Here is a 26,393-nt window from a genome sequence, read left to right as displayed (position 1 = left end):
TTTTGTCCAGCCTGCAAACAACCCGGACGAAGGATAAGCCGCAACCGGGCCGAATTGGCCTGGTGCTCCCGGTCAACCTCCGGCCACTGCTCGGGGGATGGGTGAACTACGACAAGGGCTCAACCGGAATTCAACGACTGGAAATAGACGACTGGGAGGGCACTCCGGTGGTGCGCGCCTTCGGTGCCGGCCACCCGGATCCGATCGACTGGGGCGAGGTGGCCGGAGCGGCGTTCGCCGACGGCGTCGACGGCCATCACGCCGTGGCCTTCACCGCCACCTACCACCTCGACTTCGCCACCGTGCTGCTGGCCGCCTACCTCAACAAGCGGCTGCTCGTCGTGGACGCCTACTCGACGTTCACCGACGGCAGCGGCCGGGCCAGCTACTTCCAGCGGGACCACCTCTACCTGCCCTGACGGCGTGCGTCTCGGGGCACTCCTGGAGAGCGAACACGATGTCTGCCACCACGCGCCGGATGCGCTTTCACTGGAGCCTGCCGTCCACCGGAGTGGCGGACGCCCGCAAGGGATCCCACCCGCGGGCGGAGATCGACCCGGTCGGCGATCTCGACCGGCAGCGCGAGTTCTGTCAGCATGCCGAGGAACTGGGGATCGACGCGCTACTGCTGCCGATCGGGTTCCAGCGGGCCGACCCCACAGTCCTGGCCACCGCCTACGGGCTGGCCACCAGCCGGATCAAGTTCATGACCGCGTCGCGCCCCGCGGTCATCTCCCCGACCCATTTCGTCCAGCAGGTCAACACGGTCTCCGCGTTCACCAACGGGCGCGTCGAGATCAACGTGGTTTCCGGGCAGGGTTCCCAGGAACTGCGCTACTACGGGGACTTCTCCACCCACGACGAGCGCTACCAGCGCACGGACGAGTTCTGGACGATCTGTCACGCGTTGTGGCGCCGCGAGTTTCCGGTCAACTACCAGGGAAAGTTCATCAGCGTCGAAGGCGCCCGGGTCAACCAGCGCTACGTCGGCCCGGACAGCCACCGGCCGTATGTCTACATCGGCGGGAGCTCGGACACCGCGCGGGAGCTGGCGATCAAGCACGCGGACTGCCTGCTGCGGCTCGCCGAGCCGCCGGACGAGCTGGCGCCCAAGATCGAGCCGGCGCTGGCGGCCGGGATCGAGGTCGGCATCATCGTCAACCAGATCAGTGCGCCCACCCACGACGAGGCGGTGGCGCTCGCCCAGTGGCTGGCCGACAACGCCGGCGAGCGGGGCAAGGCCACCCAGGCCGAGTGGCGGGCGGCCACCGCCGACTCGGTCGGCTTCTCCTCGATCTACCGGATGGCCGAGGACCGCGCGCACTGGCTCACGCCGTACCTGTGGACCGGGCTGGTGCCCTACATGGGCCCGCCGTCGATCTCCCTGGTCGGCAGCGTCGAGGAGATCGAAGAGGCGATCTTCGAGTACCGGCGGATCGGGGTCACCCAGTTCCTGTTCCAGGCCAGGCAGGACTCCTCGACGCTGGACCTGTTCGGCAGCACGATCCTGCCCAGGATCAGACGGCGCGAGGAGCGTGAACCGCTCGTCCTGGCCGGCGCCAGCGAAGGAAGTTGACCATGCAGGCGACGACCAAGCCGCTGCGTTTCCTGTGGAGCCTGTCCTCGGTCGGCGACAAGCTCCGGCGCACCCGGTCGATGACCGCGATGAGCGGACTGCCCCCGATGGCCGAGCACGTGGACTTCTGCCGGCAGGCGGAGCACTGCGGCATCGACGCGCTGCTCATGGCTTTCGGCTTCACCAGGCCGGATCCGGTGGCCTACTCGGTGGCGCTCGGCGCGCGGACGCAGAAGATCCGGTTCCTGGTGGCGGTGCGTTCCGGGATCTGCGCGCCGACCTACTTCGTCCAGCAGATCAACACGCTGTCCGCGCTGACCGACGGGCGGGTGTGCATCAACATCGTGGTCGGCCGGGCGCCGGACGAGCTGCGTTACTACGGCGACTTCCTCACCCACGACGAGCGCTACGAACGCACCGACGAGTTCTGGCGGATCTGCCACGAGCTCTGGCGCGGCGAGGGCCCGGTGACGTTCACCGGCCGGCACTACCGGGTGGAGGACGCCCGGGTGAACACGCCGTTCGTGTCCGATACCGCCACCCGACCGCAGATCTACCTCGGCGGCGCCTCCGCACAGGCCTCGGAGCTGGCGACCCGGCACGCGGACTGCTGGCTCACGTTCCCGGACACCCCGGAGCGGCTGGCCCCGAAGATCCGGCCGATGCTGGACAGCGGCAAGGAGGTCGGGCTGCTGGTCACGCTGATCTCCCGGCCGAGCCGGGCGGACGCGATCGCGGCGGCGCACGCGCTGGTGGCCGACGCGGGGGAGCAGGCCCGCGCGGTGCACGGCACGAACCACGGCCGGTCCGACTCGGTCGGCTACGCCGCCGCCTACGAGCGGGCCGCGCACGAGCCGAGCTGGCCGACGCCGTACCTGTGGACCGGCGCGGTGCCCTACCTGGGCCCGCCCGGGATCTCGCTGGTCGGCTCGCCCGAGGACATCGTCGGCGCGATCGCCGAGTACCAGTCCATCGGGATCTCCCAGTTCCTGTTCATGGGCCACCCCGACCTGGAGCAGATGACGTTCTTCGGCAAGGAGATCCTGCCCCTGGTACGGGAGCGCGAGCAGGCGGAGGTGGCGTCATGACCCAGCCAGGAACCGACTTGTCGCGGGAACTTCCCGCGACAAGTGCGTCCTGTCGCGGGAACTACCCGCGACAAGTCGGCCTGACATCGAGGGTGGGGGTCGCGTCGTGAGCACGTTCGTTTCCTTGCGGGCGCACCAGTTCGCCTACTTCGACCCGGAGCTGGGACACCCGGACTGGGCCGGCGCCACGGTGCTGGACTTCGGCGGCAACGCCGGCAACATCCTGCTCGACCCGCACTGCACGATCCGGCCGGAGAACTACTGGTCGGTGGACATCAGCCGGGACGCGATCAGCGTGGGGGAGCGGCGCCACCCGCGGGCGCACTTCGTGTGGTACGACCGGTACAACTTCGAGTTCAACCCGACCGGCACACCGGGCCTGCCGATCCCCGACCTCGGCCGGCGGTTCGACATCATCCTGGCCTACTCGGTGTTCGACCACACGCCCAGGGCCGAGATGCTGGAGCTGGTCGACCAGCTACGCGCGATGCTCACCGCGGACGGCGTGCTGGCGTTCACGTTCGTCGACCCGAACTACGACCCGCCGGCCGGCTGGATCGACGAGGAGCGCGGCGACGAGGTGCCCGGGGCGGACAACCTTCTGTGGCGCTTGACGTTGGGCCTCGGCGCCGAGGAGGCGGCGCGGATGGCGGCCGGCGTCCCGCGGCGGGAGCTCACCTGGGTCACCCTGGTCAACGGGGTCGAGCTGGTGCTCGGGTCCGGCGACGACTGGGTCTACACAGGACACGATCAGCCCCGGTACTTCACCTTCTGCACCGAGGAGCACATGCGGGTGCTCTACCCGGATGCCGAGATCCTCCCGCCGGTTGCGCCGCAGCGGCAGAGCTGCTGCGTCGTCGGCCGGAAGGAGCTGCATGGCAACTGATCTGTCGAGGGGGCACGAACGCGGGTGGCCCGGGGGCCGGATGCACGCCTGGATCTCCACGCGGATGGACCAGTTCAGCTACTTCGACCGGCAGCTCGGGCATCCCGACTGGGCGCACGCGGACGTGCTGGACTTCGGCGGCAACAACGGGAACCTGCTGCTCGATCCGGACTGCACGATCGACCCGGCCCGGTACTGGTGCCTGGACGTGGTGCGGGCGGCCCTGGAGCAGGGGCGGCAGGGGCATCCCTTGGCGCACTTCGAGCTCTACGACCGGTACAACTTCGAGTTCAACCCGACTGGCACCCCGGGTCTGCCGATCCCCGACCTCGGCAGGCGCTTCGACTACATCGTGTCCTACGCGGTCTTCGCCCACACCAGCAAGGCCGAGATGCGGGAACTGGTCGAGCAGTTGCTGCCCATGCTCGCCGACGGCGGCGCGCTGGCGTTCACGTTCATCGACCCGTATTTCGACCCACCGGAAGGCTGGCTGCGCGACTGGGAGCCCCAGGTGGACAACCTCACGTGGCGGTTGTCCGCGGGCCCCATACCGGATCGTGTCGCGGCGGAGGTCGCCGCGCACGCCCGCGGCAGCGAGCTGACCTGGGCCACGTTGGTCAACAACGAGGACCTCGTCCTCGAGTCGGGCGACGACTGGATCCGGATGGGTGACGAGCGGTCGCAGTACATCGCGTTCTGCACGGAGGAGCACATGCGCTCGATCTTCCCCGGCGCCGAGGTTCTGCCGCCGGTCCCGCCGGAACGGCACAGCTGCTGCGTGATCCGCACGCCGTCGCCCATCGTCCATAGTGGACCGAGTGGCGGTGCGCCCGATGGCAGCTGACCGCAACGACACCATCGTCGTCGTCCGCCCGCTGATCCCCGCGGAGCCCGCGCTGATGAGCGCGCTGTCCGCGGTGTTCGACAGCCAGGTGCTCACCAACGACGGTCCGCGGGTGCGCCGCCTGGAGGCGCTGCTGGCGGCGGAGTCCGGCATCGCCGACGTGGCGCTGACCGGCAGCGGCACCACCGCGATCCAGCTCGCCTGCGCCGCGCTCGACCTCACCGGCGAGGTGCTCGTCCCGGCCGCGGCGTTTCCCGCGGTGGCCCAGGCGGTGCTGCGGGCCGGGGCGACGCCGGTCGCGGTGGACATCGAGGACCGGTACCTGACCATCGATCCGGCCGCGGCCCGGGCCGCGCTCACCCACCGCACCTGCGGCATCCTCGCCGTGCACACGTTCGGCTGCCCCGCCGACATCGATGCGCTGCGGTCGGTCGCCGACCACGCCGGCGTGCCACTGATCTTCGACGCGGCGCCGTGCTGGGGCGTGAGCTTCCGGGACCGGCCGCTGCTGTCCTATGGGGACGTTTCGACGCTGAGCCTGCACGCCACCAAGCTCACCCATGCGATCGAGGGCGGCGCGGTGTTCGGCAACACCACGGCGGTCGCCGACACGATCCGGCGGCTGCGCAACTTCGGGGTCGGGGCCGGCGGCGCGCTGCGCACCGGGACCAACGCCCGGATGAGCGAGCTGCACGCGGCCGTCGGCGCGGTCGTGCTCGGCGAGGCCCGGGCCGAGATCGCCCGGCGGGCGGCCGTGCGGGAGCTGTACCGGGAGGCGCTGGCGGACATCGCGTGGCTGCGGATGTGCGAGTTCCGGGCGGAGGCCGGGCCGAACGTCGCGGCCATGCCGGTCCGGCTCGACCCGGCCGCGCCGGTGGATGCCGAGCGGCTGTGCAAAGCGTTGCTGGAGCACAACATCCACGCCCGCGCCTACTTCGGCGGCCGGTACCGGGTGGGCCCGGTCCGCACGGCCGGACCGACCCCGCGGGCCGACGAGGCCGCGCGGCGCATCGTCTGCCTGCCGTTCTGGGGGCGGCTCACCGAGTCCGAGATCGGGCGGGTCGCCGAGGCGCTGCGGGCGATCTCGCGCCGGCCCGCGCTCGTCGGGTAGGGGTGGGACACATGCGTGTGCTGTTCACCCCGCACGTTGCCGCGCAACATCTGTATCCGCTGGTGCCGCTGGCCTGGGCGTTCCGCGCGGCCGGACACGAGGTGCGGATCGCCGCGTCGCCGGGCCTCGCCGACGCGATCGTCCACACCGGACTCGCGGGTGCCATCGTCGGCGCCGATCCGCCGGCGCCGACCAGTGCCGACGACGCCACGGTCGCCCTGGTCTACGGACACCAGCCGTTTCCGGCGGACTGGCCGCTGCACCCGCACCTGCTCGACGACCGGCAGCGGGAGACGATCGAGGTGCTCGGCCGCCGTTCGGCGGTCGCCGCCGAGCACCTGGTGGACGACCTGATCGCGTACGCCGCGGGCTGGCCACCGGACCTCGTGGTGCACGACATCGGGAGCTTCGCCGGGCCGGTGACCGCGGCCGCGCTGGGCGTGCCGAGCGTCCGGCACCTGACCGGGGTGGGGCTTCGGCCGATGGACACCAGGGTCGACGGCGTCGAGCCGCTGCCGGAGTACGCGGCCCTGTTCGAGCGCCGCGGCCTCGAGGTCCGCGTGCCGACGCTGTCGATCGACCCGTCGCCGCCCAGCCTGCGCCTGCCCGTCGCGCAGCCGTGGCGGGAGGTGCGCTACGTCCCCTACAACGGGCCGGGAACCGAGCCGGCGTGGCTGGCCGCGGGTTCCGACCGGCCCCGGGTGTGCGTCACCTGGGGACTGTCCGTCTCCCGGGTGCGCAAGGATCTCGCCCGGTACGCGGTGGAGCCGTTCCTGCTGACCCTCGAGGCGCTGGCCGAGCTCCGCGCCGAGGTGATCGTGACCAGCACGGCCGCCCAGCTCGAGCTGCTCGGCCCGCTGCCCGGCAACGTGCGCGCGGTGACCGGGTTGCCGCTGAACCTGCTGCTGCCGCACTGCCAGCTGATCGTGCACCAGGCCGGGGACGGCACCGCGATGACCGCGTCCGCCCTCGGCGTGCCGCAGCTCCCGGTCACCCGCAAGCCGGATCCGGCGCTCACCGGCAGCCGGCTGGCGGCCGTGGGTGCCGCGATCCACCTGCGCTACCAGGAGCTCGAGGGCGCTCCGGACGCGCCGAAGGTGATCCGCGCGGCGGCCGAGGAGCTGCTCACCGACCCGGCGTACCGGCAGGCGGCGCTGCGGTTGCGGGCCGAGGTCGAGCGCCAGCCCGCCCCGGCCGAGCTGGTTCCGGTGCTGGAGCGGCTTTCCCGAGGGAGTGGGTAGCCATGCGTGTGCTGTTCACCTGCCAGGCCGCGGTTCCGCACCTGTATCCGGTGGTGCCGCTGGCCTGGGCGTGCCGCGCGGCCGGGCACGAGGTCCGGATCGCCAGCGGGTCGCGGGTGGGCGGGCACATCGCCGACGCCGGGCTGCCGGCCGTCGAGATCACCGCGACTCCACAGTGGACGGACGAGGAGCGGAAGGAGACGCAGGCCACCATCTACGGGCAGGGGCCGTGGCCGCAGAACTGGGGCCTCGACCTCGGTGCGCTCGGCCCGGAGCGGCAGGCCTACCTGAGGTTCATCGCCGGCCGGCTGATCCGCGGCGCCGCGGCGATGGTGCCGGAGCTCGCCGAGTTCGCCGCGGACTGGCGGCCGGATCTGCTGGTCTACGACGCGATCTCGTTCGCCGGCCCGGTCGTCGCCGCCCGGCTCGGCATCCCGGGGATCCGGTACCTGTTCGGCACCGTGGCCATGCCGCGGATCGAGCTCGACGCCTGCGGTGAGCCGCTGCCGGAGTATGTGCGGCTGTTCGGCGACCACGGGTTGCCGGTCTGCCTCGCCCCGGCCGCCGCGGTCGACGTGACACCCCCGAGCCTGCGCCTCATGTCCGAAGTGGACACCTTGGCCATGCGCTACATCCCATACAACGGGCCGGGAGTCGTGCCGGAGTGGGTGGGCGTACCGGCCGGCCGGCCGCGGGTGTGCGTGACCTGGGGGCACACCGCGGGAGCCGCGCTCGGCGGGCAGGCCGGGCACCCGTTCCGGCAGGCGATCGACGCGCTCGCCGGGCTCGACGTGGAGCTCGTGGTGGTCACCACGGCCGAGCAGATCGAGCTGCTCGGCGCCCTCCCGCCAGGCACCCGAACCGCCGCATCCGTGCCGCTGCAGCTGATCCTGCCGCACTGCGACCTGCTGGTGCAGCAGGGCGGTGACGGCACCACGCTGACCGGCGCCGCGCTCGGCCTGCCCCAGCTGGGGATCAGCCGCAAGCCCGACGCCGAGGTGGCGCCCGGACGCCTCGCCGGCGCCGGTGCCGGCATCCACCTGCGCTACCAGGAGCTGCGCGACGACCCGGCGCGCGCGGACGTGCTCCGCGGCGCGGTCGAACGGTTGCTCACCGATCCGGCCTACCGGCAGGCCGCCCAGCGGCTGCGCACCGAGATCGAGAACCAGCCCGCGCCGGCCGAACTCGTGCCGGTGCTCGCGGATCTGGCGGAAACGCCGGTGGCTCTGGAGGTCGGCTCGTGAGATACGACGCGAACGTGGTCGAACCGTTGCACGAGAACCTGTTCGGGCAACTCCACGCGACCTACTTCGACATGTTCCACCGGGCCAAGGACTACCGCGCGGAGACCGACCAGATCCGGGGCATCTTCACCCGGGAGGGCCCGGTCTCCGCGGTGCTCGACCTCGGCTGCGGCACCGGGCGCCACCTCGAGCTGCTCGCCGAGTCCTGGCACGAGGTGGTCGGCGTCGACCGGTCCGGGCCCATGGTGCGGCGGGCCCGCGAGCGTCTCGCCCGGTTCGGCGACCGGGCCCGGGTCGTCGAGTCGGACCTGTTCGAGCTCTCGCTGGACCGCCGGTTCGACGCGGTCATCATGATGTTCTCGCTGCTGGGTTACTTCGTCTCGAACGAGCGGGTGCTCCGCGCGCTGACCGTCATGGGTGATCATCTCGACCCGGGCGGGCTGGTGGTCTTCGACGTGGAGGACGCCACCGCGGTGCTGGGCGAGCCGGGCCCGATCAGCGGCGGCTCGCTGCGCACGCCGGGTGCCCGGCCGCTGCTGACCGGCCACACCACCTCGGTGAACCCGGACGAGCAGGTCATCGAGATGGCGCTGGACATGTGGGAGCTGGACGGCGAGGCGGTGCACGACCAGGTGCACGAGACGCACCTCATCCGGTATTTCGCCCGGCGCGAGTTGCGGCTGCTGCTGGCCACCGCCGGGTTCGAGCTGCTCGGCTATGCGGGCCTGGCCGGCGAGACCGGCAACCCCAGCCAGCCGTGGCTGCGCCTGGCCTGGGCCCGGAAGAAATGAGCACCATGATGTGGCCGGAAGCGACGGATCCTCAGTCCGAAGTGGACCAGCTGGTCGACGTGTGCAAGGAGCACGGTTCGGTCGGCTCGGTGCTCGACCTCGGCGGGCGGCACCGGGAATCCCTTGCCGCGGCGGGGTTCGATCCGGTCGACGCGGCGGGGACGGCGCCCGGCCAGACGTTCGACGCGGTGGTCCTGCTGGGTTCCGCGTTCGGCCGGCAACCGGAGGAGGATGCTCTTCGATCTACTGTGGACACCGTTCGGCACCACCTGCGACCCGGGGGCCTGTTCCTGTTCGACGTGCTGGACGGCAACGCCGTCCTGAGCCGGCGGTCGCACAACCGCTTCACCCGGGTCACCGACGGCGCGACGCAGCTCGTCACGGCGACCCGCGGATCGGTCGACACCGACGAGTCGGTGCTCCGGCTGGACCTGCAGCGCTGGCGGCTCTCCGGCGGCCGGGTGGTTACGGCGGCGCGGGAGACCCTGCTGATCCGGTTCTTCCTGCCCCGGGAGCTGGATCTGGTGCTGCGGATCAACGGATTTCGCCTGCTGGGCACGGCGCCGCTCGCCGGTGGCGAGGCGGCTCCGGCGTACCGGTGGAACCGGCTGGCCTGGGCCCGGGCCGGCGCGGATACCGAGGCCTAGTGCCCACGGGCACATGATGGGAGTGCAGCGATGCCAACGAAGTTCGAGCCTGCCGGGGACGGCCTCATCCACAATCCGAACCTGGAGATCATGGCCGCGCACGGCTGCAACCTGACCTGCCGGTCCTGCACGCACGCCTCGCCGGTGCTGCGGCCCAAGGACATCGCCGAGCCGGACGTGACCCGCCGCGACCTGACCCGGCTGGCCCGGTGGTACCGGGCGCAGCGGGTGAAGCTGCTCGGCGGCGAGCCGCTGCTGCACCCCGACCTGGTGGCACTGGCCGAGGCCGTGCGGGCCAGCGGGATCACCGACACCGTGACCGTGGTGACCAACGGGGTGCTGCTGCCGCGCCAGGGCCCGGAGTTCTGGGCCGCGGTCGACGAGGTCTGGGTGTCCGTCTACCCGGGATACGAGCCGGGGGAGGGCGAGGTGGACCGGTGGCGCGAACTCGGCACCCGGTACGGCACCGAGCTGACCATCTCCCGCTACGACCAGTTCCGGGAGTCGCATTCGGAGTACGGCACCCACGACCGGCACCTGGTCCGCCGGATCTACAACACCTGCGAGATCGTCAACCTGTGGCGCTGCCACACGGTGATCAACGGGGTGTTCTACAAGTGCCCGGAGGGCTACTTCCTGCCGGTGCTGCGCGGCGAGGAGCCGCGCGACGGCCTGGTGCTCACCGACGACGCCGGCACCGGGGCGAATCTGCTCACCTACCTGAACTCCGAGGAACCCTTGTACGCCTGCCGGTTCTGCCTCGGCACGGTCGGCCTCGCGTTCCCGCACCAGCAGGTCCGCCGCCGGGAGTGGCGCACGCCGCAGCAGAAACCGACCGAGGATCTCGTCGACTACGCCTACCTCGCCGAGCGCGAGGAGAAACTGCCGCACAGCTACACCTGGCGCACCCAGACGAAAGTGCTGTGAGCCGGAACCGTTACTGGAGGAACGATGACCACTTTCGTCTGGAACTACCTGCCCGAGTACGAGGCCGAGCGCGCGGACATCCTCGACGCGGTGGAGACGGTCTTCCGCTCGGGCCGGCTGATCCTGGGTGACAGTGTCCGGGGTTTCGAGCAGGAGTTCGCCGAATACCACGGCGTCCGGCACTGCGTCGGGGTGGACAACGGCACCAACGCCATCAAGCTCGGCCTGCAGGCACTGGGGATCGGGCCGGGCGACGAGGTGATCACGGTGTCGAACACCGCGGCGCCCACGGTGGTGGCCATCGACAGCATCGGCGCCACGCCGGTGTTCGTCGACATCGATCCGGACAGCTACCTGATGCGCACGGACCAGGTCGAAGCGGCGATCACCCCGCGCACCCGCTGCCTGCTCCCGGTCCACCTGTACGGCCAGTGCGTGGACATGGCCGCACTGCGCGCCACCGCCACCCGGCACGGCCTGCCGATCTTCGAGGACTGCGCGCAGGCCCACGGCGCCCGCCAGCACGGGGAGATCGCCGGGGCGATGGGCAACGCGGCCGGGTTCTCCTTCTACCCGACCAAGGTCCTCGGCGGCTACGGCGACGGCGGCGCCACGGTCACCTCCGACGACGCGGTGGCCGAACGGCTGCGCCGGATCCGCTACTACGGCATGGCCGAGCGCTACTACGTGGTGGAAACCCCCGGCCACAACTGCCGTCTGGACGAGGTGCACGCGGAGATCCTGCGCCGCAAGCTTCGCCGGCTCGACGACTACGTCGCCGGGCGCCGCGCGGTGGCCGCGCGCTACGCCGAGGCGCTGTCCGACACAGACCTGGTCCTGCCCAGCGTGGTGCCCGGCAACGAGCACGTCTACTACGTCTACGTCGTCCGCCATCCCCGGCGCGACGACATCATCGAGGCGATGAAGAAGTACGACGTCTCGCTCAACATCAGCTACCCGTGGCCGGTGCACACCATGACCGGCTTCGCGAAGCTCGGCTACGCCAAGGGTTCGCTGCCGGTCACCGAGGCGCTGGCGGACGAGATCTTCTCGCTGCCGATGTACCCCGCACTGTCCCGGGAAACCCAGGACGAGGTCATCGAGGCACTGCTCAAGGTGCTGGCCGCGCTCTAAGGAGGACCCGTGCGCGCTCAAGAGCTCGCCGTCTCCGGTGCGTTCACGTTCGAGCCGGAGACCTTTTCCGACCACCGGGGAGCTTTTGCCGCGCCCATGCAGCACGCGAGTCTCCTGGCGGCGGTCGGGCTGCCGGTCTTTCCGGTGGCGCAGGCGAGCCTGACGGTGTCCCGGCGCGGTGTCGTCCGGGGCGTCCACTTCACCCGCACCCCGCCCGGCGGCGCCAAGTACGTCTACTGCGTCCACGGGCGGGCCCGGGAGTTCATTGTGGACATCCGGGTCGGCTCGCCGACGTACGGCCGCTGGGACGTGGTGGAGCTGGACGGCGAGTCCGCGCGTGCGGTGTACCTGCCGATCGGCGTTGGCCTCGCCTATGTGGCGCTGGCCGACGAAACGGTCATGTCCTACCTGCTCACCACCGCCTACCAGGCGCGCAACGAGCTGGCGATCTCGATATCCGACCCGGCGCTCGGTCTGCCGGTCACCGACGGCCTCGAGCCGATTCTGTCCGAACGGGACACCGCGGCCCCGACGCTGGCGCAGGCCGGTGCGGCGGGCCTGCTGCCGGACTACGCGGTCTGCCAGCAGTTGGCGGAAATGGTTGGGAGCACAGCATGACGCACGTACCCCTGCTGCAGGAGCGCGACCGGCTCACCCCGCTGCGCATCGCCAGCTCCATGGCTCCCACCGGGGCGGTGAGCGCCGAGCTCGCCGAGTTCACCGCCTGGTTCGCCGACTGCCACCGGCACGCCTACGCGGAGGTGGAACGGATCCCGCTGGACCGGCTGGAGGGTTGGTACGTCGAGCGGGACACCGGAAACATCCGCCACCACAGCGGGAAGTTCTTCTCGGTGGAGGGCCTGTTCGTGGATCTTCCCGGCGGGCCGGTCCAGCGCTGGCATCAGCCGATCATCATCCAGCCGGAGATCGGCATCCTCGGCATCCTGGTCAAGGAGTTCGACGGCGTCCTGCACTGCCTGATGCAGGCGAAGATCGAGCCGGGCAACGCCAACGGCCTGCAGCTCTCGCCGACGGTGCAGGCGACCCGGAGCAACTACACCCGGGTGCACGGCGGCAAACCGGTGCCGTACCTGAAGTACTTCGTGGACACCGCGCGGTCCTCGGTGGTCGCCGACGTGCGGCAGTCCGAGCAGGGCTCGTGGTTCCACCAGAAACGCAACCGCAACATGGTGGTCGAGGTCCGCGAGGACATCGAGGTGCTGGACGGGTTCCGCTGGATGACGCTGGGCCAGGTGCACCAGTTGCTCGCGGTGGAGGACGTGCTCAACATGGACGCCCGCACGGTGCTGTCCTGCCTGCCGTTCTCCGGCGGGGACCTGGAACAGGCCTACCCGCTGGCGGGCGACGACGCCTTCCAGGACGCGCTGGTCCGCTCCTGCGACGAGCGGTCCGGCAGCCTGCACCCGATGAGCGACATCCTGAGCTGGATCACCGAACGGCGCACCCTCACCGAGATCACCACCAGGATCATCCCGCTGAACACGGTCGCGCACTGGGACTTCGGGCCCGAGCGGATCGAGCACGAGACCGGGCGGTTCTTCGGCGTCATCGGGGTCGACGTGACCGCGCGCGGGCGGGAGGTCACGCACTGGACCCAGCCGATGGTGGAGCCACATGGCACCGGCGTCGTCGCGTTCCTGGTGCGCGAGATCGAGGGTGTGCTGCACGCGCTGGTGCAGGCGCGGGTGGAACCCGGGTTCGTGGACGTCATCGAGTTGGCGCCGACGGTGCAGTGCGCTCCGCAGAACTACGATCTGCTCCCGACCGTTCCATCCTATTTGGACGATGTGCTGGACGCCGAGCCCGAGCGGATCCGGTTCGCCACCGTGCTGTCCGAAGAGGGCGGCCGGTTCTACCGGGCCCGCAACCGGTACATCGTCGTCGAGACCGACCGGGATCCGCGGACCGTTCCCGACAACTTCCGGTGGCTCACCGTCCGGCAGCTCATCGAGCTGCTCCGGCACAGCCACTACGTCAACGTCCAGGCCCGCACCATGATCGCCTGCCTGCATGCCATGGTCGCCGGCCTACCGGTCGACCAGAGGTCCGTGACCGGCGGCCAGCTCGGCGAGCCGGGGCACGAGCTCGGCGGGTGAGGGCTGGCGCTCGATGTCCTCGCGGAGGCGCTGCGCCGCCACGGCGTAGTCCTCCTCGGTCAGCAGCCGGTCGACCGCGCCGGTGATCACCCGGCCGGCCTGCGGATCGTCGGTCAGCTGCTCGTTCGGCAGGTGGATGGCGGCGCCGGTCTTGGCCAGCATGCCGGCGATCGGGTCGGCCAGCCGCTCGCGCGGGATCACCAGTTGGGGCACGGCGAGGCAGGCGGCGGTCATGGCGGTGCCGTCGCCGCCGTGATGGACGATCGCGTCACAGTACGGCAGGACGAGGTTGAGCGGGACGCCGGCGAGCGGCCGCACCCCGGGCGGCAGATCGTCCATTGTGGACAGCTGGTCGGGGGTGACGAGCACCAGCACCTCGACACCGGCCGCGGCGATCGCGGTGATCGCGTCCAGGTACGGGTCGGCCGCGGCCGCGCCCAGTGCGCTGGACAGGCTCACCCCCCAGGTGAAGCAGATCCGCGGCCGGTCGTGCCGGCGCAGCCCCTGGGGCACGGTGCCCGGCCCGTTGTAGGGCACGTAGCGCATCTCGATGCACGGCCGTTCCGCACCGAGGTACATGCTGGGCGGCACGGTGTCCAGGTAGCGCGGCAGTCCCGGCGGCGGGGTCTGGCCGAACCGTTCGAACATGGCCACCAGCTCCGGCAGCGGCTGGTTGTCGGTGACCCGGTACTCCTCCCGGAACGCGTCGAAGGTTCCGTGCACGTACCGGAGCACGGGCACGTCCAGGCGCTGGCCGGCGATCTCCGAGGCCAGCGCCAGCGTCTCGTGGATGATCAGGTCCGGGCGCCACTCCTCGGCGAACGCGACCAGGTCGTCGGCCATCGCGTCGGAGACCGCGACGTTGTAGCGGCCGAGCACCTCGATCAGGCCGAGCTGCCAGTCGGTCAGGGAATCCGGCCGCAGCACCCAGTCCGCCCCCCAGGACCGGGTTTCCCCGTAGTAGGCCTCGACCAGCTCGGCCTTCAGCTCGGGGGAGAGGTCGGGTGGTCTGCCGAGGGTCACCACCGGCAGCCCGGTGCGCATCAGGGACACCCCGATCTGCGGCTTGCCGACCAGGCGCACCTCGTGCCCGGCGACCCGGAACGCCCAGGCCAGCGGCACGAACGGGTAGAAGAGCGACGAGCCGCCGCCCGTGGCGAACATGACACGCATGTGCTTGAGCCCCCTTTTGTCTGTGAATCCCCTTTTGCCTGCGGGTGCGTGGACCTGATCAACCTGCGGTGTGTGGAGCCTTGATCAACCTGATGTGCTTGAGCCTGATCAACCTGTGGTGATGAGCGCGAGCAGCCTGGTCGCCACCTCCGCGGGTGCCGGCTGGCTCTCGATGTCCGCGCGTAACCGCCGGGCGCCGTCGGCGTACCCGGTGCTGAACAGCAGGGTCGCCACGGCGTCGCGAATGGTCGCCCGGCTGTCCAGGTCCGCGCGGAGGTCCGGAACGCGCAGGTGCAGGCCGGCGCCGACGGCGACCAACCGGGCGGCGCACATGTCGGTCTCCGGGTAGCTGGCGATGACCAGCTGCGGGATGCCGGCAGCGGCGGCGGTCAGCGCGCTGCCGTAGCCACCCTGGTGGATGATCGCGTCACAGTGCGGCAGTACCAGCTGCAGCGGAACCGAGGCGAGCGCCCGGGCGTGGCCGGGCAGCGTCCCGAGCCGCTCGACCTCCACCGGCGGCACCGCGAGGAGGCAGTCCAGACCCAGCTCGGCGACCGCCTCGACGGCCTGGTGGAACGGCACGGCACCGGCGGCGCCGATGCCCTCGGAGATACTGTGGCCCCAGGTGACCAGGACCCGTGGCCGCGGCCGCGGCCCGGTCAGCCCGTCCGGCATGATTCCCGGTCCGTTGAAGGAGATGTGCCGCATCCCGAGCATGCCGGGCGGCGAGACGACCCGCATGCTCGGCGGCGTCGGGTCCACAGTGGCCGGTGGGTCGGCCGGCACGGCCAGCCCGTGCCGTTCGAACAGGGCGGCATACTCCGGCAGCGGCTCGAGTCCGGGTTGGATCACCTCGAACCGCAGCCCGGCGTCCGGGCCGTTGCGGTGTGAAACCCCGGGTACGCCGACCGCCGCGGCGGCAACCGCCCCGGCGTAGCTGTGCGTGTCGTACACGACCGCGTCCGGACCCCAGTCGCGGGCGAAGCCGATCAGGTCGTCGGTCATCGCGTCGGCGGCCGCCGACAGGTAGCGGCCGGCCGCCTCGAGGTAGTCCCACTGCTCACGGTCGAGCCGGTCGATGTGGGTGGCCCAGTCAACCCGCCACGGCTTCGGCTGGTAGTAGATCGTGCCGGCCAGGGCGTCCCGTTCGGCTCGGCTGACCTGCGGCGACCCGCCGACGGTCACGGCGGGTAGCCCGGTGTGAGTGAGGTCGTCGGCCCAGCTGGGTGTGCTGGCCAGACGCACCTCGTGCCCGACGGATCGCAGCGCCCAGGCCAGTGGCACGAGCGGATAGATGTGCGGCCGCGATCCGTACACGGTGAACAGTATGCGCACCAGCGAACGATAGCCACGGGCCCGGTAAAAGGGTATCACGAAAATTACCTAGGACACCAAGTAGGTTATCCTGATGTCCGGCAACTCAAGCACGCGCCCTCAGAGTGTACTACGGCCGGGGAGATCAGATGATCATCGAAGACTGCCGCATTTGCGGGAATCGTGAGCTTCTGCCGATTCTCGATCTCGGCCCTCAGGCGCTGAGCGGGGTTTTCCTTCCGCGCCGGGACGAGAACATCCCGAAGATTCCGCTCGAACTCGTCAAGTGCGGGCCGGACGGCTGCGGACTCGTGCAGCTTCGGCACACCGCGGACTTCGAGCAAATGTACGAGGGCGTATACGGATACCGTTCCTCGATCCGCCCGTTCATGGTGAATCACTTACAGGGAAAGGTCGCCACAATCACCGGACTGGTCGAGCCGGAGCGGGGCGATCTGCTGCTCGACATCGGCAGCAACGACGCCACGCTGCTGAAACACTATCCGGCGGACGGCCCGACCCTGGTCGGAATCGACCCGAACGGCGAGCAGTTCCGCGCGGACTACCCGGAGCACGTCACGCTGATTCCGGATTTCTTCACCAAGAAGGCGTTCGTGGAGCAGTTCGGCGCCCGGCGGGCCAGGGCGGTTACGTCGATCGCGATGTTCTACGATCTGCCGCGCCCACTGGATTTCGTGCAGGACGTCTACGACGTGCTCGACGACGACGGCGTGTGGATGCTGGAACACAGCTACCTGCCGTCGATGCTCGCGACGAACGGCTACGACAACATCTGCCACGAGCACCTGGAGTTCTACGCGTTCAAGCAGATCGAATGGATGGCGAGCCAGGTCGGGTTCACCGTCATCCGGGCGGACCTCACCGACGTTTACGGCGGCAGCCTGTGCACCATTATGGCGAAGCATCCGGATCGGTACGGCGTCGACGAGCAGGGCGTCGGAAACATTCGGCAAAAAGAAATCGAACTGGGCATGGACACGATGGCCCCGTACGAGGCGTTCGGCGCCCGGGTCCGCGAGCATCCGGAGCGGCTGCGCGACTTCCTCGACAGCTCGCGCCGCGCCGGAAAGCTGACCCTCGGTTACGGCGCCTCGACCAAGGGCAACGTGATCCTGCAACACTGCGGAATCACCGCCGACGACCTCCCGGTCATCGGCGAGGTCAACGCGGACAAGCACGGCTGGTTCACGCCGGGCACCTGGATTCCCATCGTCTCCGAGGAGGAGGCCAAGGAGCGCCGCCCGGACCAGCTTCTGGTCCTGCCCTGGATGCACCGCGCGGGATTCCTCGAGCGCGAGGGCGCCTTCCTGGCCGGCGGCGGCAGCCTGGTCTTCCCGCTGCCCGAACTGGAGATCGTGCGGCGGTAACACAAGGAGGTTGGGAGATGGGCACCGCCGTGGACACACGGTCCACACTGAACCGGGACGGACTCACCTGGGAGCAGCACCGGCACTTCTCCGAGCACGGCTGGGTGCTGCTGGAGGGGGTGGTCGAACCAGAGCTCTGCCAGGCGATCCGCGAGGCGACCGAGCGTCTGGTCGGCCGGTTCACCTGCGGCCGCACCCGCGACCCGGCGGATCGTGCGAACACGACCGCCTACCGGGACGCTCACATGCACGATCCGGTCTTCTACGAGCTGTACCGGATTCCCGGCCTGCTCCCGGCCGCCCGCCAGCTCATCGGGCACGACCGGATCCGTCACATGCAGTCGTTCTCGGTGATCACCTATCCGGACCGGGACCGCCACGCGCACCCCGAGGTCGTCAACGACCGGCGGATGTGGGGATGGCATCGCAGCTTCCGTCCCAAGGACATCATCAAGCCGCACGACACCGATCCGCGACTGGTCCACACGTCGATGCTGACCATGGGGATGTACTTCACGCCCGTCTCGCCCGAGCACGGCGTGACCGCGATCCTCGACCGGTCGCACACCTACACCGGCCCGCTCGTGGAGAAGGACGAGGACACCTGGGACGCGGTCGAAGGCCGCTACGAGATCGTGCAGCCCACCGCCGAGGCCGGCAGCATCGTGATGTTCTCGGAGTCCACGGTGCACGCACCCGCACCCATCTACTCCGAGCAGGTCCGGTTCGCGCACTTCGCCTGGATGGCCGTGCCGTGGTTCCACCGGTTCGGCCGCGAGCCCTACCTTCAGGACTACTTCGCCGACGAGGACCTGTGCGATCTCTTCGCGCCGTGCGTCATGGACGACAACCACCTGTGACCCCGGTCCGTCCACACGCGACTAGTACGGCACCTCGGCCTCGGCCATCGCGGTGGCGTGCCGCATCGCCTGGGTGCCGAAGCGGTAGAAGCGGCCGGTCGGTCCGTCGTCGGGAAGCGTTGCCAGCCACAGGATCCCCTGCACGCCCTCGGCGAGGGTCCGGGGCGCGTCCGGGCCGCCCATGTCGGTCTGGACCCAGCCTGGGCAGGCCGCGTTGACCAGGACGCCCGGCAGCTCGACCGACCAGATCTTGGTCAGCATGTTGAGGCCCGCCTTCGAGACGCAGTAGCTGGCGTCGCCGCTCTCGTTCACCAGGCGGGTGAGGCCGGAGCTGGACGAGACGTTGACGATCCGCGGGTGCGGGGAGCGCCGCAGCAGCGGAACCACCGCGGCGGTCACCCGCCACGGGCCCAGCAGGTTCACCTCGAGCGTGCCGCCGATCGCTGCCCAGTCCGGCTCGGTCGACGGGACCTCGCCGTCGAGTTGCACGCCGGCGTTGTTGACGAGCACGTCGAGGCCGTCGAGCCGGGCGGCAAGCGCGTCGATCGTGGCCGGATTGGTCACATCGAGCTCGACCGCCTCAACCCGGCCGCGCATGCCGGCGGCCACCGCCCGGCCGCGCCGAAGGTCGCGGGCACCGAGCAACACCCGGTGGCCGTGCACCTCGGCGAGCTGGCGGGCGACCTCGCGGCCGATCCCGCGAGTGCCGCCGGTGATCATGGTGACCGTCATGTGTCCTTCCATTCGGTACGCAGCGCGCGGGTCAACCACAGGCCGGTGGCCGCGATGAGGATGCCCGCGACCAGGAAGACGCTGTCGATGGTGCCGAAGTGGACACCGGCCACGGTGCGGTCGAGATCTCTGAGCACCGTGCCGGCCAGCCACGCCGTCACCGACACGGTCACCAGCGTCGCGAACTGGTCGGCCTGGTTGAACATCGCGCTGACCCGGCCGATCAGGTTCTCCGGCGTCGCCCGCATGATCAGCGGCCCGACCATGGAGTAGGCGGCGGCGGTCGGCACACCGGTGAGACCCAGCATGATGATCCCGCCGGTCAGCGTGGTCATTCTCGAGTAGGTGGCCAGCAGCAGGCCGGTGAGCAGGAAGCCGTAGGCGTAGACCCTGGTCGCGCCCAGCCGGGCGCCGAGTCCCGCGGCCAGCGCCGCCCCGGCCAGCGTGCCGACGGCGTACACGCCGCCCAGCACCCCGTACATCTGCGCGGAAGCGTGCAGGTTCCGCATGATGAAGAAGATGTCCAGGGTGCCGATCGCCTCCACCCCGATCCCGATCAGGACCGTGGTGGTCAGCATGATCCGCAGCAACCGGTTGCCCGCCACGTACCGCATCCCGGTGAGCAGGTCGCGCCACACACCGGGTCGCTGGCCGGGCCGAACCGGTTCGCCGGCCCGCGCGGCGCGGACCTTGACCAGAGCCGTGTAGGAGATGGCGAAGCCGGCCGCGGTGAACAGCAGCGACCACGGGGCGTCGGTCGCCGCCAGCATCCCGGCGGCGAGCGGGGGACCGATGATGCCGGCGAGGGCAGCGGTGCCCTGGGTGAGGCTGGCCATCCGCTCCCGGTCGGCGTCGGCGACGATGGTGGCCAGCAGCCCGTACCTGGCGGGATTGAAGAACAGGGCGGCGAGCGCGCTGAGCGTGATGACCAGGTAGATCGCGCCGAGCTGGACCCCGACGGGCAGGCCGGTCCCGGTGAGCAGCAGCACGGCGAGCCCGGCGACCAGTCCGGCCCGAGCCGCGTCCATGGCGAGCATCAGTCGCCGGCGGTCCCACCGGTCCGCGTACACGCCGCCGACCAGGCTGAACAGCAGCACGGGGATCGTCCGCGCGATCAGCACTCCGGCGACCGCCGCCGGACCCCACGGCTGGTCGCCCGCGGCGATGCCGAGGTACAGCATGATCGCGGTGGCCAGGACCTCGTCGCCGAGCAGGGACACCGCCTGGCTGACCCAGACCCGGCGGTAGTTCCGGTTGCGCCGCAGGCCTTGCGGAACCATCGTGCCGACGGCGCCGGAGTGGTCGCTTTCTGTCATTCCTGTCAACCTTACTTAGGTGGCCTTCCTTAGGAGGTTTCCGCCCCTAAGTGGTTCTGGCTATTCCTACATGATCACCGTCGTGGAATATTCGCGAACGACCAGGTTTACCAGGACAGCCAATAACCCCAGCCACAGGCTACTCCGGTTTCTGACATGCGGTTATCGGTAGCTGCTCCAATATCGAGGTGGGTTTCGATGCACCTGGCGAGAATCAGGATCGTGACCGTCGTCGTGGTCGCTTTGGCTGCGGCGCTTTTCGGCGTCACCAGGCTCTTTGCCGCGTTCAACACCGAGGCGCAGGCGACCGAGGTGGGCAGCCTCGACGGTCTCAACGTCCAGGTCACCAAGGCCGGCTGGATCGACATGGGCCACGACATGGCCAGCACGCCCGGCTTCCAGATGCCGCCCGCCATGATGCCCGGCATGCCTGAGCAGGGCAAAGAGCGCTTGTCGGTGACCTTGACGGTGCTGAACACCGGCGACGCGAGCAAGGCCGCGCGGCTCGGCAGCGAGTTCGCCCTGCACACCGGCAAGGACGCCGAGCTCGTCACCCCGCAGTCGGACACGTTCGGTGAGCTGCCCCGGCTAGCCGGCCGCAATGCCGTTAACGGCACCCTCTTCTTTGATCTACCGTCGGGCGAGCTGGACGATTCGTCCACGTGGCTCGAATGGTCCCACGGTGGCTCTACGGCCCGGATTTTGGTACCCGTGAACGGCGCCGTACCCCATCAGCACAACTCTTAACAGGAATCCACTAGGGGGAATTTGTTGGGCGCACCGTGACATGGCAGTCATGGTGGAAAGGGGAAACCGATGTTCTGGTCCCGTCATGGCGGTCGGAGACCCGGCCGCCATTCCGCATTAGCGGCGGACTACGACCCTGATGTGCCCGGCTCTGGACCGCCGGGCCAGTCCGCTGGAGTAGGGGTGGCGCTGACGGTGGTGATCGCGGTCGCGGTCACCCTGTCCCGCCATCTGTCGGGCATGCTGTCCGGCACGGTCGATGGCAGCCACCTGCTCGGGGTGCTGCTCGACGCCATGCTCACGGTCCCGGTCGCGGCGGCCGCGGTATGGCTGGCCGTCCGGGTGGCGTCGCTGCTCGATGTCCGGCAGGCACCCCGCCTGACCACGGCGGCGCTCGCGTCGCTGTTCTTCGTTCCACTGTTCGCACCTCTCGCGGCCATCCTGACCCCGCTGCACGGCTGGATCGGGGTCGCCGGGGGAGAGGCCCACGCCGCGCACAACGCGGTGGGCCTCGCCGTCTCCGGGTTGATCAGCCACGGACTGGTGAACGCGGCCGCCGCCCAGCCGGTCGTGCTCATCATGGGCGTGCTCACGCTGTCCATCGTGGCTGGTCAACCCGGTCCCGCGCGCCGGCACGGCCCGGGCCATCTCGCCACCACGGTGGCGATGGTCCCGGTGCTGATCGCCGGCATCTTCCTCGTCCCCACGTCCTTCGTGGCGAGCGCGGAGGAGGAGGGCGCGCAGGCGGCCGTCGGTGGCTGTGCCACCGCACCGACCCGCACCTTCAACGTGTCGGCGATCAACGTTGACATCACCGTCAACCGGTTCGGCGACCATGATCCGTTCGGCTTCATGTACGTGCAGAACGAGAAGCTGAACGAGGTGCGGATGTTCGAGGCCGCGCTGAAGGCCGAAGGTGTCGAGGAAGGCACCGGCGTCAAGGTCTCCAACGGCCTCGGGCAGGACCCGATCCAGCCCCTGACGCTGCGTGCGCGGCTCGGTGAATGCGTGCAGGTCAACCTGACCAACCGCCTCACCGACCCGCCGCGGGGAGGCCCCGGCTTCGGCCCGGACCCGGTGACGTCCACCCAACCCGGTGGCGTGCCGTCGGTGTCCATGGACGTGGCCGGCGTTTCCTACGACGCCGCCAGCGGCGCCGGTGGCCAGGCCGTGGGCAACAACCCGACCAGCGTGATGGCGCCGCCGGGTGCGACCCGCAGCTACCGGTTCTTCCTCGACCCGCTGATGGGTGAGGGCGGCCGGGCGTTCCGCAGCGGTGGTGACTCCACCCAGCTGACCGCGCACGGGCTGTTCGGCGCGCTCGTGGCCGAGCCCGCCGGCTCGACGTGGCTGGACCCGGACACCGGTGCGGACCGCACGAACGACCGGACGTTCAACAGCTTCTCGGCCATCATCCGGCCGGGCAGCGGCACGAACTTCCGCGAGTTCGTCACCATGTACCACGAGATCGGCGACGAGGTGTTCAACCTTCGCCGGCCGCCGCGGGAGACCGACGGTGACCTCGACTGCCTGGGTGCGCCGGACGAGTTCGGCTCGCCGCTGCCCATGCGGGACGAGGGCGGCCCGGACAACTGCGGTTACAACACCGAGGCCTACCGGCCGGGTAGCCGGGCGCTGAACTACCGCAGCGAGCCGTTCTACCGGCGCCTCGAGCTGCAGACGTTCCTCGGCCTGCAGGACGCCACCACGCTGGACGCCGCCGAGTCGCTCATCTACGGCTCGTACATGAACGGCGACCCGGCGACGCCGATCAACCGCTCGTACCTCGGTGAGCCGACAAAGACCAGGCTCCTGCACCCCGGGTTCGAGCAGCTGCACGTGCACCACTTGCACGGCGGCGGCGACCGGTGGCCGCTGAACCCGAACGCGGTCGCGAACAACTTCGCCGGAGGGTTGCAGAAGAACCCGCCGGACCGGACGAGTTCGATCATGCTCGACTCGCAGACCATCGGCCCGTCCGAGAGTTACGACCTGCGGCACGAGTGTGGTGCGGGTGGCTGCCAGCAGACCGCCGGTGACTTCCTGTACCACTGCCACATCGCCCATCACTACATCGCGGGCATGTGGGCCTTCTGGCGGGTGTTCGACACCAGGCAGGCGAACCTCGCGGTCATTCCGGGGCGTGCCGCCCCGCCGACCGCGGTGACCTCGCAGGGCCTGATCGGGCGCACCATCGAGGGCCGGACGGTGATCGGGTCGGGCACCCCGACCAGCAGCCAGGTCCTGCTCTCCACGCTGGTCGAAGGCCAGATCCCGCCGCAGGGTGTGCGGCTCAACCAGAACGACGCCACCGTGTGGGACTGGCTGAAAGCAGGTACGGCAGCGTCTCCGCTGTACCAGGGTGAACCCGAGGACACCACGGTATGGGCGAACTTCGAGTCGACCACACCGGGCCAGCGAAATCCGATCCTGTTCAATCCCAACAACGGGCGGCCGGCCTTCCCGTTGCTGAGCCCCCATCTGGGCCAGCGGCCGCCGTTCTCCGGGAATGGTCACACCGGGACGCCATACCTGGGTGACACCACGTCCTCCACCAGACCCGACGGGCTCTGCCCGGCCGGGCGCACGGTGCGGACGTACAACGTCACCGGGGTCGGCGTGCCGATCCAGATGACCGACCGGGAGTCCGATCCGAACGGCACGATCTTCGTCCTCAACGAGGACAAGGATCAGGTGATCGCGGGCACCAAGCCCAGGGAGCCGCTGGCGATCCGGTCCAACGTCGGTGACTGCGTGGCGATCACGCTGACCAACGAGATGAGCCTCGCTCAACAGCCCAAGGTCAACATGCACACGCACTTCGTGCAGTTCGACCCGCAGGCCTCGGACGGCGTGATCACGGGCCTGTCCTACGAGCAGTCGGTGTACCCGAACTCGGTCGAGGCCCGCACGATCACCGGCGCCGTCGGCGCGGGTGCCACCCAGGTCAACGTCACCAACGTGGACAACCTGCGGGTCGGCATCTTCATCGCGGTCGGCAGCGGCAAGGCGAACATCGAGGTCAAGAAGATCACCGCGATCAGCGGTCTCCGTCTGACCTTCGACAGCGGTCTCGCGTCGGCGCACGCCGTCGGTGAGCCGGTGTCGGTGGAGTTCGCCCGCTACCGCTGGTACTCCGATGTGGACAGTGGCACGGTGTTCTGGCACGACCACGTGAACGGCATCGAGTCGTGGGCGCACGGCCTGTTCGGCGCGCACATCATCGAGCCGGCGGGGTCGACCTACCACGACCCGCGGACCGGTGCGCAGGTGCGCAGCGGTGCCATCGTGGACATCCACACCAATGGCACGGTCGGCTCCGGAGTGTCGGGTTCGTTCCGGGAGTACATGATCTGGCTCGGGAACGGGCGTCGCGGTAGGGCTGAGCTGACCGCGCTCGCCAACGATCCGACCAACCCGCAACGACGAAATCCCGGGCAGGAGTGTGAGGAAAGCAGTATCAACCTGAGAGCCGCGCCCATCGGTGAACGAACACCACCGGGCACCGGCACTCAACAGAGACAGGAGTTCAACGGCGGGTTCTGTCGCAACGCGACAAGCCGGGTCAACGACCCCACCGCGGCCAACACCGTGGGGGCGACCGTGACCGCGGTGGATCCGTACGTGTTCTCCTCGGTGAAGTACGGCGATCCACGCACACCACTGCTCCGTGCCTACGTCGGCGACCGGGTGGTGATCCGCACCATCGGCCTGAGCGATCGGGTCGAGGGCCTGCGGTTCCAGGGCCACCGGTTCAAGCGTGAACGGTTCAATGTGGACGGTGAGCTGGTCGACGCCGCGACCACGGGCATATCCGAGCGCTTCGACTACGTCCTGGACGGAGGCGCGGGTGGCCCGGCGCGGATGGCGGGTGACTACCTGTACTACAGCACCCGTAACTTCGCCTTCGAATCGGGAGGTTGGGGCATCTTCAGGGTCCATGACCGGCTGCGGTCCGATCTGCAGCCGCTACCGGGCCTGACGGCGCCACCCAGTGGCACCGGGTTCCCGATCCTCACGGCGGCGACCGGCAACACGCAGACGACTCCTGGGCCGAACCCACCGGCACCAACCGCGAGCAACGTCTCGAACTCGGCAAGTGCGTGCCCGGCCACCGCTCCGGTGCGCAGCTACGACGTGTCGGTGTTCAACCAGCCGTTGCCCACGGCGCCCACCGCGGACGCGGGCGGCATCATCTACTCGCTGACCAGCGACATGGCCGCGATCCGGGCCGGCACCAAACGGGCGGAACCGTTGGTGATCCGGGCCAACCAGGGTGACTGCGTGCAGCTCACCCTGCGCAACCAGATCGCGAACGGCACCACGTACGGTGGTACGCGAGCCGGGTTCGACCTCGGGAAGCTGCTGTACAACCCGCAGAACGGCGCGGGCACAGCGGTCGGCCTCAACCCCGACACCACGGTGGCGGCGGGGCAGACCACGACGCTCCGGTTCATGGCGGACAAGTCGCTCGGCACCTCGATCTTCCAGAACCTCGGCAGTGTGGCGTCGATCCGCCACGGTGCCTACGGCCAGCTGGTGGTCGAGCCGACCGGCGCGTCCTACTTCGACAGTTTCTCCGGAGCGCCACTGTCCGCGACGAGGACCGCCAGCCAGGCGATCATCCGCGCGCCCAGCGGAAACTTCCGCGAGTTCAACGTCAGCATCGGGGTGACCGACCAGCACTACGCCCGCAGTACCGTCGACTATCAGGACGTGGTCGCCGGTGCGGCGGTGAACAGCCAGTTCCCGGCGTTCAACCGGCCGGTCGGCAACGCGGCGGCATTCACCAACGTCAACTACTCCAGCGCGCCGCTCACCACGCGGCTGGGGTTGAACACGGTGCCGCCGAACCCCACGGCCAGATTCCATCTGGCGTTCAGCTCGTCGACCTTCGGTAATCCGGCGACGCCGATGTTCCAGGCGTTCGCGGGTGACCCGATCGTCATGCGGCTGGGCATCGGTGCGTCCGACCAGTTCAGCACGTTCTCCGTCGGCGGCCACGTGTTCCCGCAGGACCCGAACATGTGGAACGGCGGCAGTGACCAGCGCTCGCAGTTGCTCGCGGCGCGCTCGTTCACGGCCGGCGAGACGACCGAGGTCGAGCTGGTCGGCGGTGCGGGTGGTACCACCCGGGCGACCGGCGACTACCTGTACGGCGACATGCGCCAACCGTTCACCGAAGCCGGCGCGTGGGGCATCTTCCGGGTGCTCCCGACCGGCGGCTCCGGGCTCGGCACGCTCTAGACAGGGAGGT

General features: G+C 69.9%; 22 protein-coding genes. 18 read left to right on the top strand and 4 right to left on the bottom strand.

What is annotated here, in order from left to right; genetic code table 11:
• Positions 1–62 precede the first annotated feature (62 nt).
• From VGR06_RS42105 to VGR06_RS42040, 14 genes are all read left to right on the top strand, one after another.
• Complete coding sequence (locus VGR06_RS42105; RefSeq protein WP_327564863.1) at positions 63–419, top strand: hypothetical protein; 357 nt, start codon at positions 63–65, stop codon at positions 417–419.
• 38 nt (positions 420–457) lie between these two features.
• A complete protein-coding gene (locus VGR06_RS42100; protein ID WP_327564862.1) occupies positions 458–1,576 on the top strand; it encodes an LLM class flavin-dependent oxidoreductase in 1,119 nt (372 codons plus the stop codon).
• Positions 1,577–1,578: 2 nt separating this feature from the next.
• Positions 1,579–2,664: an LLM class flavin-dependent oxidoreductase gene (locus VGR06_RS42095; protein ID WP_327564861.1), complete on the top strand. Its 1,086-nt coding sequence runs from the start codon at positions 1,579–1,581 to the stop codon at positions 2,662–2,664.
• 106 nt (positions 2,665–2,770) lie between these two features.
• Positions 2,771–3,550 (top strand): class I SAM-dependent methyltransferase, encoded by a 780-nt coding sequence (locus VGR06_RS42090; RefSeq protein ID WP_327564860.1) that lies wholly within the window; start codon positions 2,771–2,773, stop codon positions 3,548–3,550.
• Positions 3,540–4,394, top strand: coding sequence for a class I SAM-dependent methyltransferase (locus tag VGR06_RS42085; RefSeq protein WP_327564859.1), 855 nt, complete (start codon positions 3,540–3,542; stop codon positions 4,392–4,394). Before VGR06_RS42090 ends, VGR06_RS42085 begins: the two co-directional genes overlap by 11 nt.
• Positions 4,384–5,505: a DegT/DnrJ/EryC1/StrS family aminotransferase gene (locus VGR06_RS42080; protein ID WP_327564858.1), complete on the top strand. Its 1,122-nt coding sequence runs from the start codon at positions 4,384–4,386 to the stop codon at positions 5,503–5,505. Before VGR06_RS42085 ends, VGR06_RS42080 begins: the two co-directional genes overlap by 11 nt.
• A gap of 11 nt (positions 5,506–5,516) precedes the next feature.
• A complete protein-coding gene (locus tag VGR06_RS42075; protein ID WP_327564857.1) occupies positions 5,517–6,746 on the top strand; it encodes a nucleotide disphospho-sugar-binding domain-containing protein in 1,230 nt (409 codons plus the stop codon).
• A 2-nt stretch (positions 6,747–6,748) separates the two neighbouring features.
• Complete coding sequence (locus tag VGR06_RS42070) at positions 6,749–7,990, top strand: nucleotide disphospho-sugar-binding domain-containing protein (protein WP_327564856.1); 1,242 nt, start codon at positions 6,749–6,751, stop codon at positions 7,988–7,990.
• Complete coding sequence (locus VGR06_RS42065; RefSeq protein WP_327564855.1) at positions 7,987–8,781, top strand: class I SAM-dependent methyltransferase; 795 nt, start codon at positions 7,987–7,989, stop codon at positions 8,779–8,781. Before VGR06_RS42070 ends, VGR06_RS42065 begins: the two co-directional genes overlap by 4 nt.
• Positions 8,778–9,428 carry a hypothetical protein gene (locus tag VGR06_RS42060; protein WP_327564854.1) on the top strand — a complete coding sequence of 217 codons (651 nt, stop codon included), beginning with the start codon at positions 8,778–8,780 and terminating at the stop codon, positions 9,426–9,428. Before VGR06_RS42065 ends, VGR06_RS42060 begins: the two co-directional genes overlap by 4 nt.
• A 30-nt stretch (positions 9,429–9,458) precedes the next feature.
• Positions 9,459–10,355 carry a radical SAM protein gene (locus VGR06_RS42055; protein WP_327564853.1) on the top strand — a complete coding sequence of 299 codons (897 nt, stop codon included), beginning with the start codon at positions 9,459–9,461 and terminating at the stop codon, positions 10,353–10,355.
• Between the two features lie 24 nt (positions 10,356–10,379).
• Complete coding sequence (locus VGR06_RS42050) at positions 10,380–11,489, top strand: DegT/DnrJ/EryC1/StrS family aminotransferase (protein WP_327564852.1); 1,110 nt, start codon at positions 10,380–10,382, stop codon at positions 11,487–11,489.
• A gap of 9 nt (positions 11,490–11,498) precedes the next feature.
• Positions 11,499–12,107, top strand: coding sequence for a dTDP-4-dehydrorhamnose 3,5-epimerase (locus VGR06_RS42045; protein ID WP_327564851.1), 609 nt, complete (start codon positions 11,499–11,501; stop codon positions 12,105–12,107).
• Complete coding sequence (locus tag VGR06_RS42040) at positions 12,104–13,606, top strand: NDP-hexose 2,3-dehydratase family protein (protein WP_327564850.1); 1,503 nt, start codon at positions 12,104–12,106, stop codon at positions 13,604–13,606. The genes VGR06_RS42045 and VGR06_RS42040 overlap by 4 nt, the downstream gene beginning before the upstream one ends.
• Here the strand turns inward: VGR06_RS42040 and VGR06_RS42035 are convergent.
• The gene (locus VGR06_RS42035; protein ID WP_327564849.1) at positions 13,538–14,779 is read right to left on the bottom strand and encodes a nucleotide disphospho-sugar-binding domain-containing protein; all 1,242 of its coding nucleotides are present in this window, start codon (positions 14,777–14,779) and stop codon (positions 13,538–13,540) included. The two genes, VGR06_RS42040 and VGR06_RS42035, sit on opposite strands and share 69 nt — an antisense overlap.
• 108 nt (positions 14,780–14,887) lie before the next feature.
• Complete coding sequence (locus tag VGR06_RS42030; RefSeq protein ID WP_327564848.1) at positions 14,888–16,114, bottom strand: nucleotide disphospho-sugar-binding domain-containing protein; 1,227 nt, start codon at positions 16,112–16,114, stop codon at positions 14,888–14,890.
• Between the two features lie 128 nt (positions 16,115–16,242).
• Between VGR06_RS42030 and VGR06_RS42025 the strand changes: the two genes are divergently transcribed.
• Positions 16,243–17,481, top strand: coding sequence for a class I SAM-dependent methyltransferase (locus VGR06_RS42025; RefSeq protein ID WP_327564847.1), 1,239 nt, complete (start codon positions 16,243–16,245; stop codon positions 17,479–17,481).
• Between the two features lie 17 nt (positions 17,482–17,498).
• Positions 17,499–18,341, top strand: a complete 843-nt coding sequence (locus VGR06_RS42020) for a phytanoyl-CoA dioxygenase family protein (RefSeq protein ID WP_327564846.1) — start codon at positions 17,499–17,501, stop codon at positions 18,339–18,341.
• A gap of 21 nt (positions 18,342–18,362) precedes the next feature.
• Here the strand turns inward: VGR06_RS42020 and VGR06_RS42015 are convergent, their stop codons facing one another.
• Both VGR06_RS42015 and VGR06_RS42010 read right to left on the bottom strand, forming a co-directional pair.
• The gene (locus VGR06_RS42015) at positions 18,363–19,073 is read right to left on the bottom strand and encodes an SDR family NAD(P)-dependent oxidoreductase (protein ID WP_327564845.1); all 711 of its coding nucleotides are present in this window, start codon (positions 19,071–19,073) and stop codon (positions 18,363–18,365) included.
• Entirely contained in the window at positions 19,070–20,389 is a 1,320-nt protein-coding gene (locus VGR06_RS42010; RefSeq protein ID WP_327564844.1) for an MFS transporter, read from the bottom strand. The genes VGR06_RS42015 and VGR06_RS42010 overlap by 4 nt, the downstream gene beginning before the upstream one ends.
• 222 nt (positions 20,390–20,611) lie before the next feature.
• On the opposite strand from VGR06_RS42010, the gene VGR06_RS42005 reads away from it, so the two are divergent.
• Positions 20,612–21,136 (top strand): hypothetical protein, encoded by a 525-nt coding sequence (locus VGR06_RS42005; protein ID WP_327564843.1) that lies wholly within the window; start codon positions 20,612–20,614, stop codon positions 21,134–21,136.
• Positions 21,137–21,319: 183 nt separating this feature from the next.
• Positions 21,320–26,383, top strand: a complete 5,064-nt coding sequence (locus tag VGR06_RS42000; protein ID WP_327564842.1) for a hypothetical protein — start codon at positions 21,320–21,322, stop codon at positions 26,381–26,383.
• Positions 26,384–26,393: the final 10 nt, after the last annotated feature.

It is taken from the genome of Actinophytocola sp., from assembly GCF_036002505.1.
Lineage (GTDB): Bacteria > Actinomycetota > Actinomycetes > Mycobacteriales > Pseudonocardiaceae > DASYTH01.
Note: the sequence above shows the minus strand (reverse complement) of the source record. Positions and strands in the feature narration are given on the sequence as shown.

Excerpts from the sequence above, each read along its gene's own strand:
- VGR06_RS42050 (WP_327564852.1), top strand. The coding sequence starts at position 10,380 with ATGACCACTTTCGTCTGGAACTACCTGCCCGAGTACGAGGCCGAGCGC.
- VGR06_RS42020 (WP_327564846.1), top strand. The coding sequence starts at position 17,499 with ATGGGCACCGCCGTGGACACACGGTCCACACTGAACCGGGACGGACTC.
- VGR06_RS42060 (WP_327564854.1), top strand. The coding sequence starts at position 8,778 with ATGAGCACCATGATGTGGCCGGAAGCGACGGATCCTCAGTCCGAAGTG.
- VGR06_RS42055 (WP_327564853.1), top strand. The coding sequence starts at position 9,459 with ATGCCAACGAAGTTCGAGCCTGCCGGGGACGGCCTCATCCACAATCCG.
- VGR06_RS42015 (WP_327564845.1), bottom strand. The coding sequence starts at position 19,073 with ATGACGGTCACCATGATCACCGGCGGCACTCGCGGGATCGGCCGCGAG.
- VGR06_RS42070 (WP_327564856.1), top strand. The coding sequence starts at position 6,749 with ATGCGTGTGCTGTTCACCTGCCAGGCCGCGGTTCCGCACCTGTATCCG.
- VGR06_RS42025 (WP_327564847.1), top strand. The coding sequence starts at position 16,243 with ATGATCATCGAAGACTGCCGCATTTGCGGGAATCGTGAGCTTCTGCCG.
- VGR06_RS42100 (WP_327564862.1), top strand. The coding sequence starts at position 458 with ATGTCTGCCACCACGCGCCGGATGCGCTTTCACTGGAGCCTGCCGTCC.
- VGR06_RS42085 (WP_327564859.1), top strand. The coding sequence starts at position 3,540 with ATGGCAACTGATCTGTCGAGGGGGCACGAACGCGGGTGGCCCGGGGGC.
- VGR06_RS42080 (WP_327564858.1), top strand. The coding sequence starts at position 4,384 with ATGGCAGCTGACCGCAACGACACCATCGTCGTCGTCCGCCCGCTGATC.
- VGR06_RS42010 (WP_327564844.1), bottom strand. The coding sequence starts at position 20,389 with ATGACAGAAAGCGACCACTCCGGCGCCGTCGGCACGATGGTTCCGCAA.
- VGR06_RS42040 (WP_327564850.1), top strand. The coding sequence starts at position 12,104 with ATGACGCACGTACCCCTGCTGCAGGAGCGCGACCGGCTCACCCCGCTG.
- VGR06_RS42035 (WP_327564849.1), bottom strand. The coding sequence starts at position 14,779 with ATGCGTGTCATGTTCGCCACGGGCGGCGGCTCGTCGCTCTTCTACCCG.
- VGR06_RS42095 (WP_327564861.1), top strand. The coding sequence starts at position 1,579 with ATGCAGGCGACGACCAAGCCGCTGCGTTTCCTGTGGAGCCTGTCCTCG.
- VGR06_RS42075 (WP_327564857.1), top strand. The coding sequence starts at position 5,517 with ATGCGTGTGCTGTTCACCCCGCACGTTGCCGCGCAACATCTGTATCCG.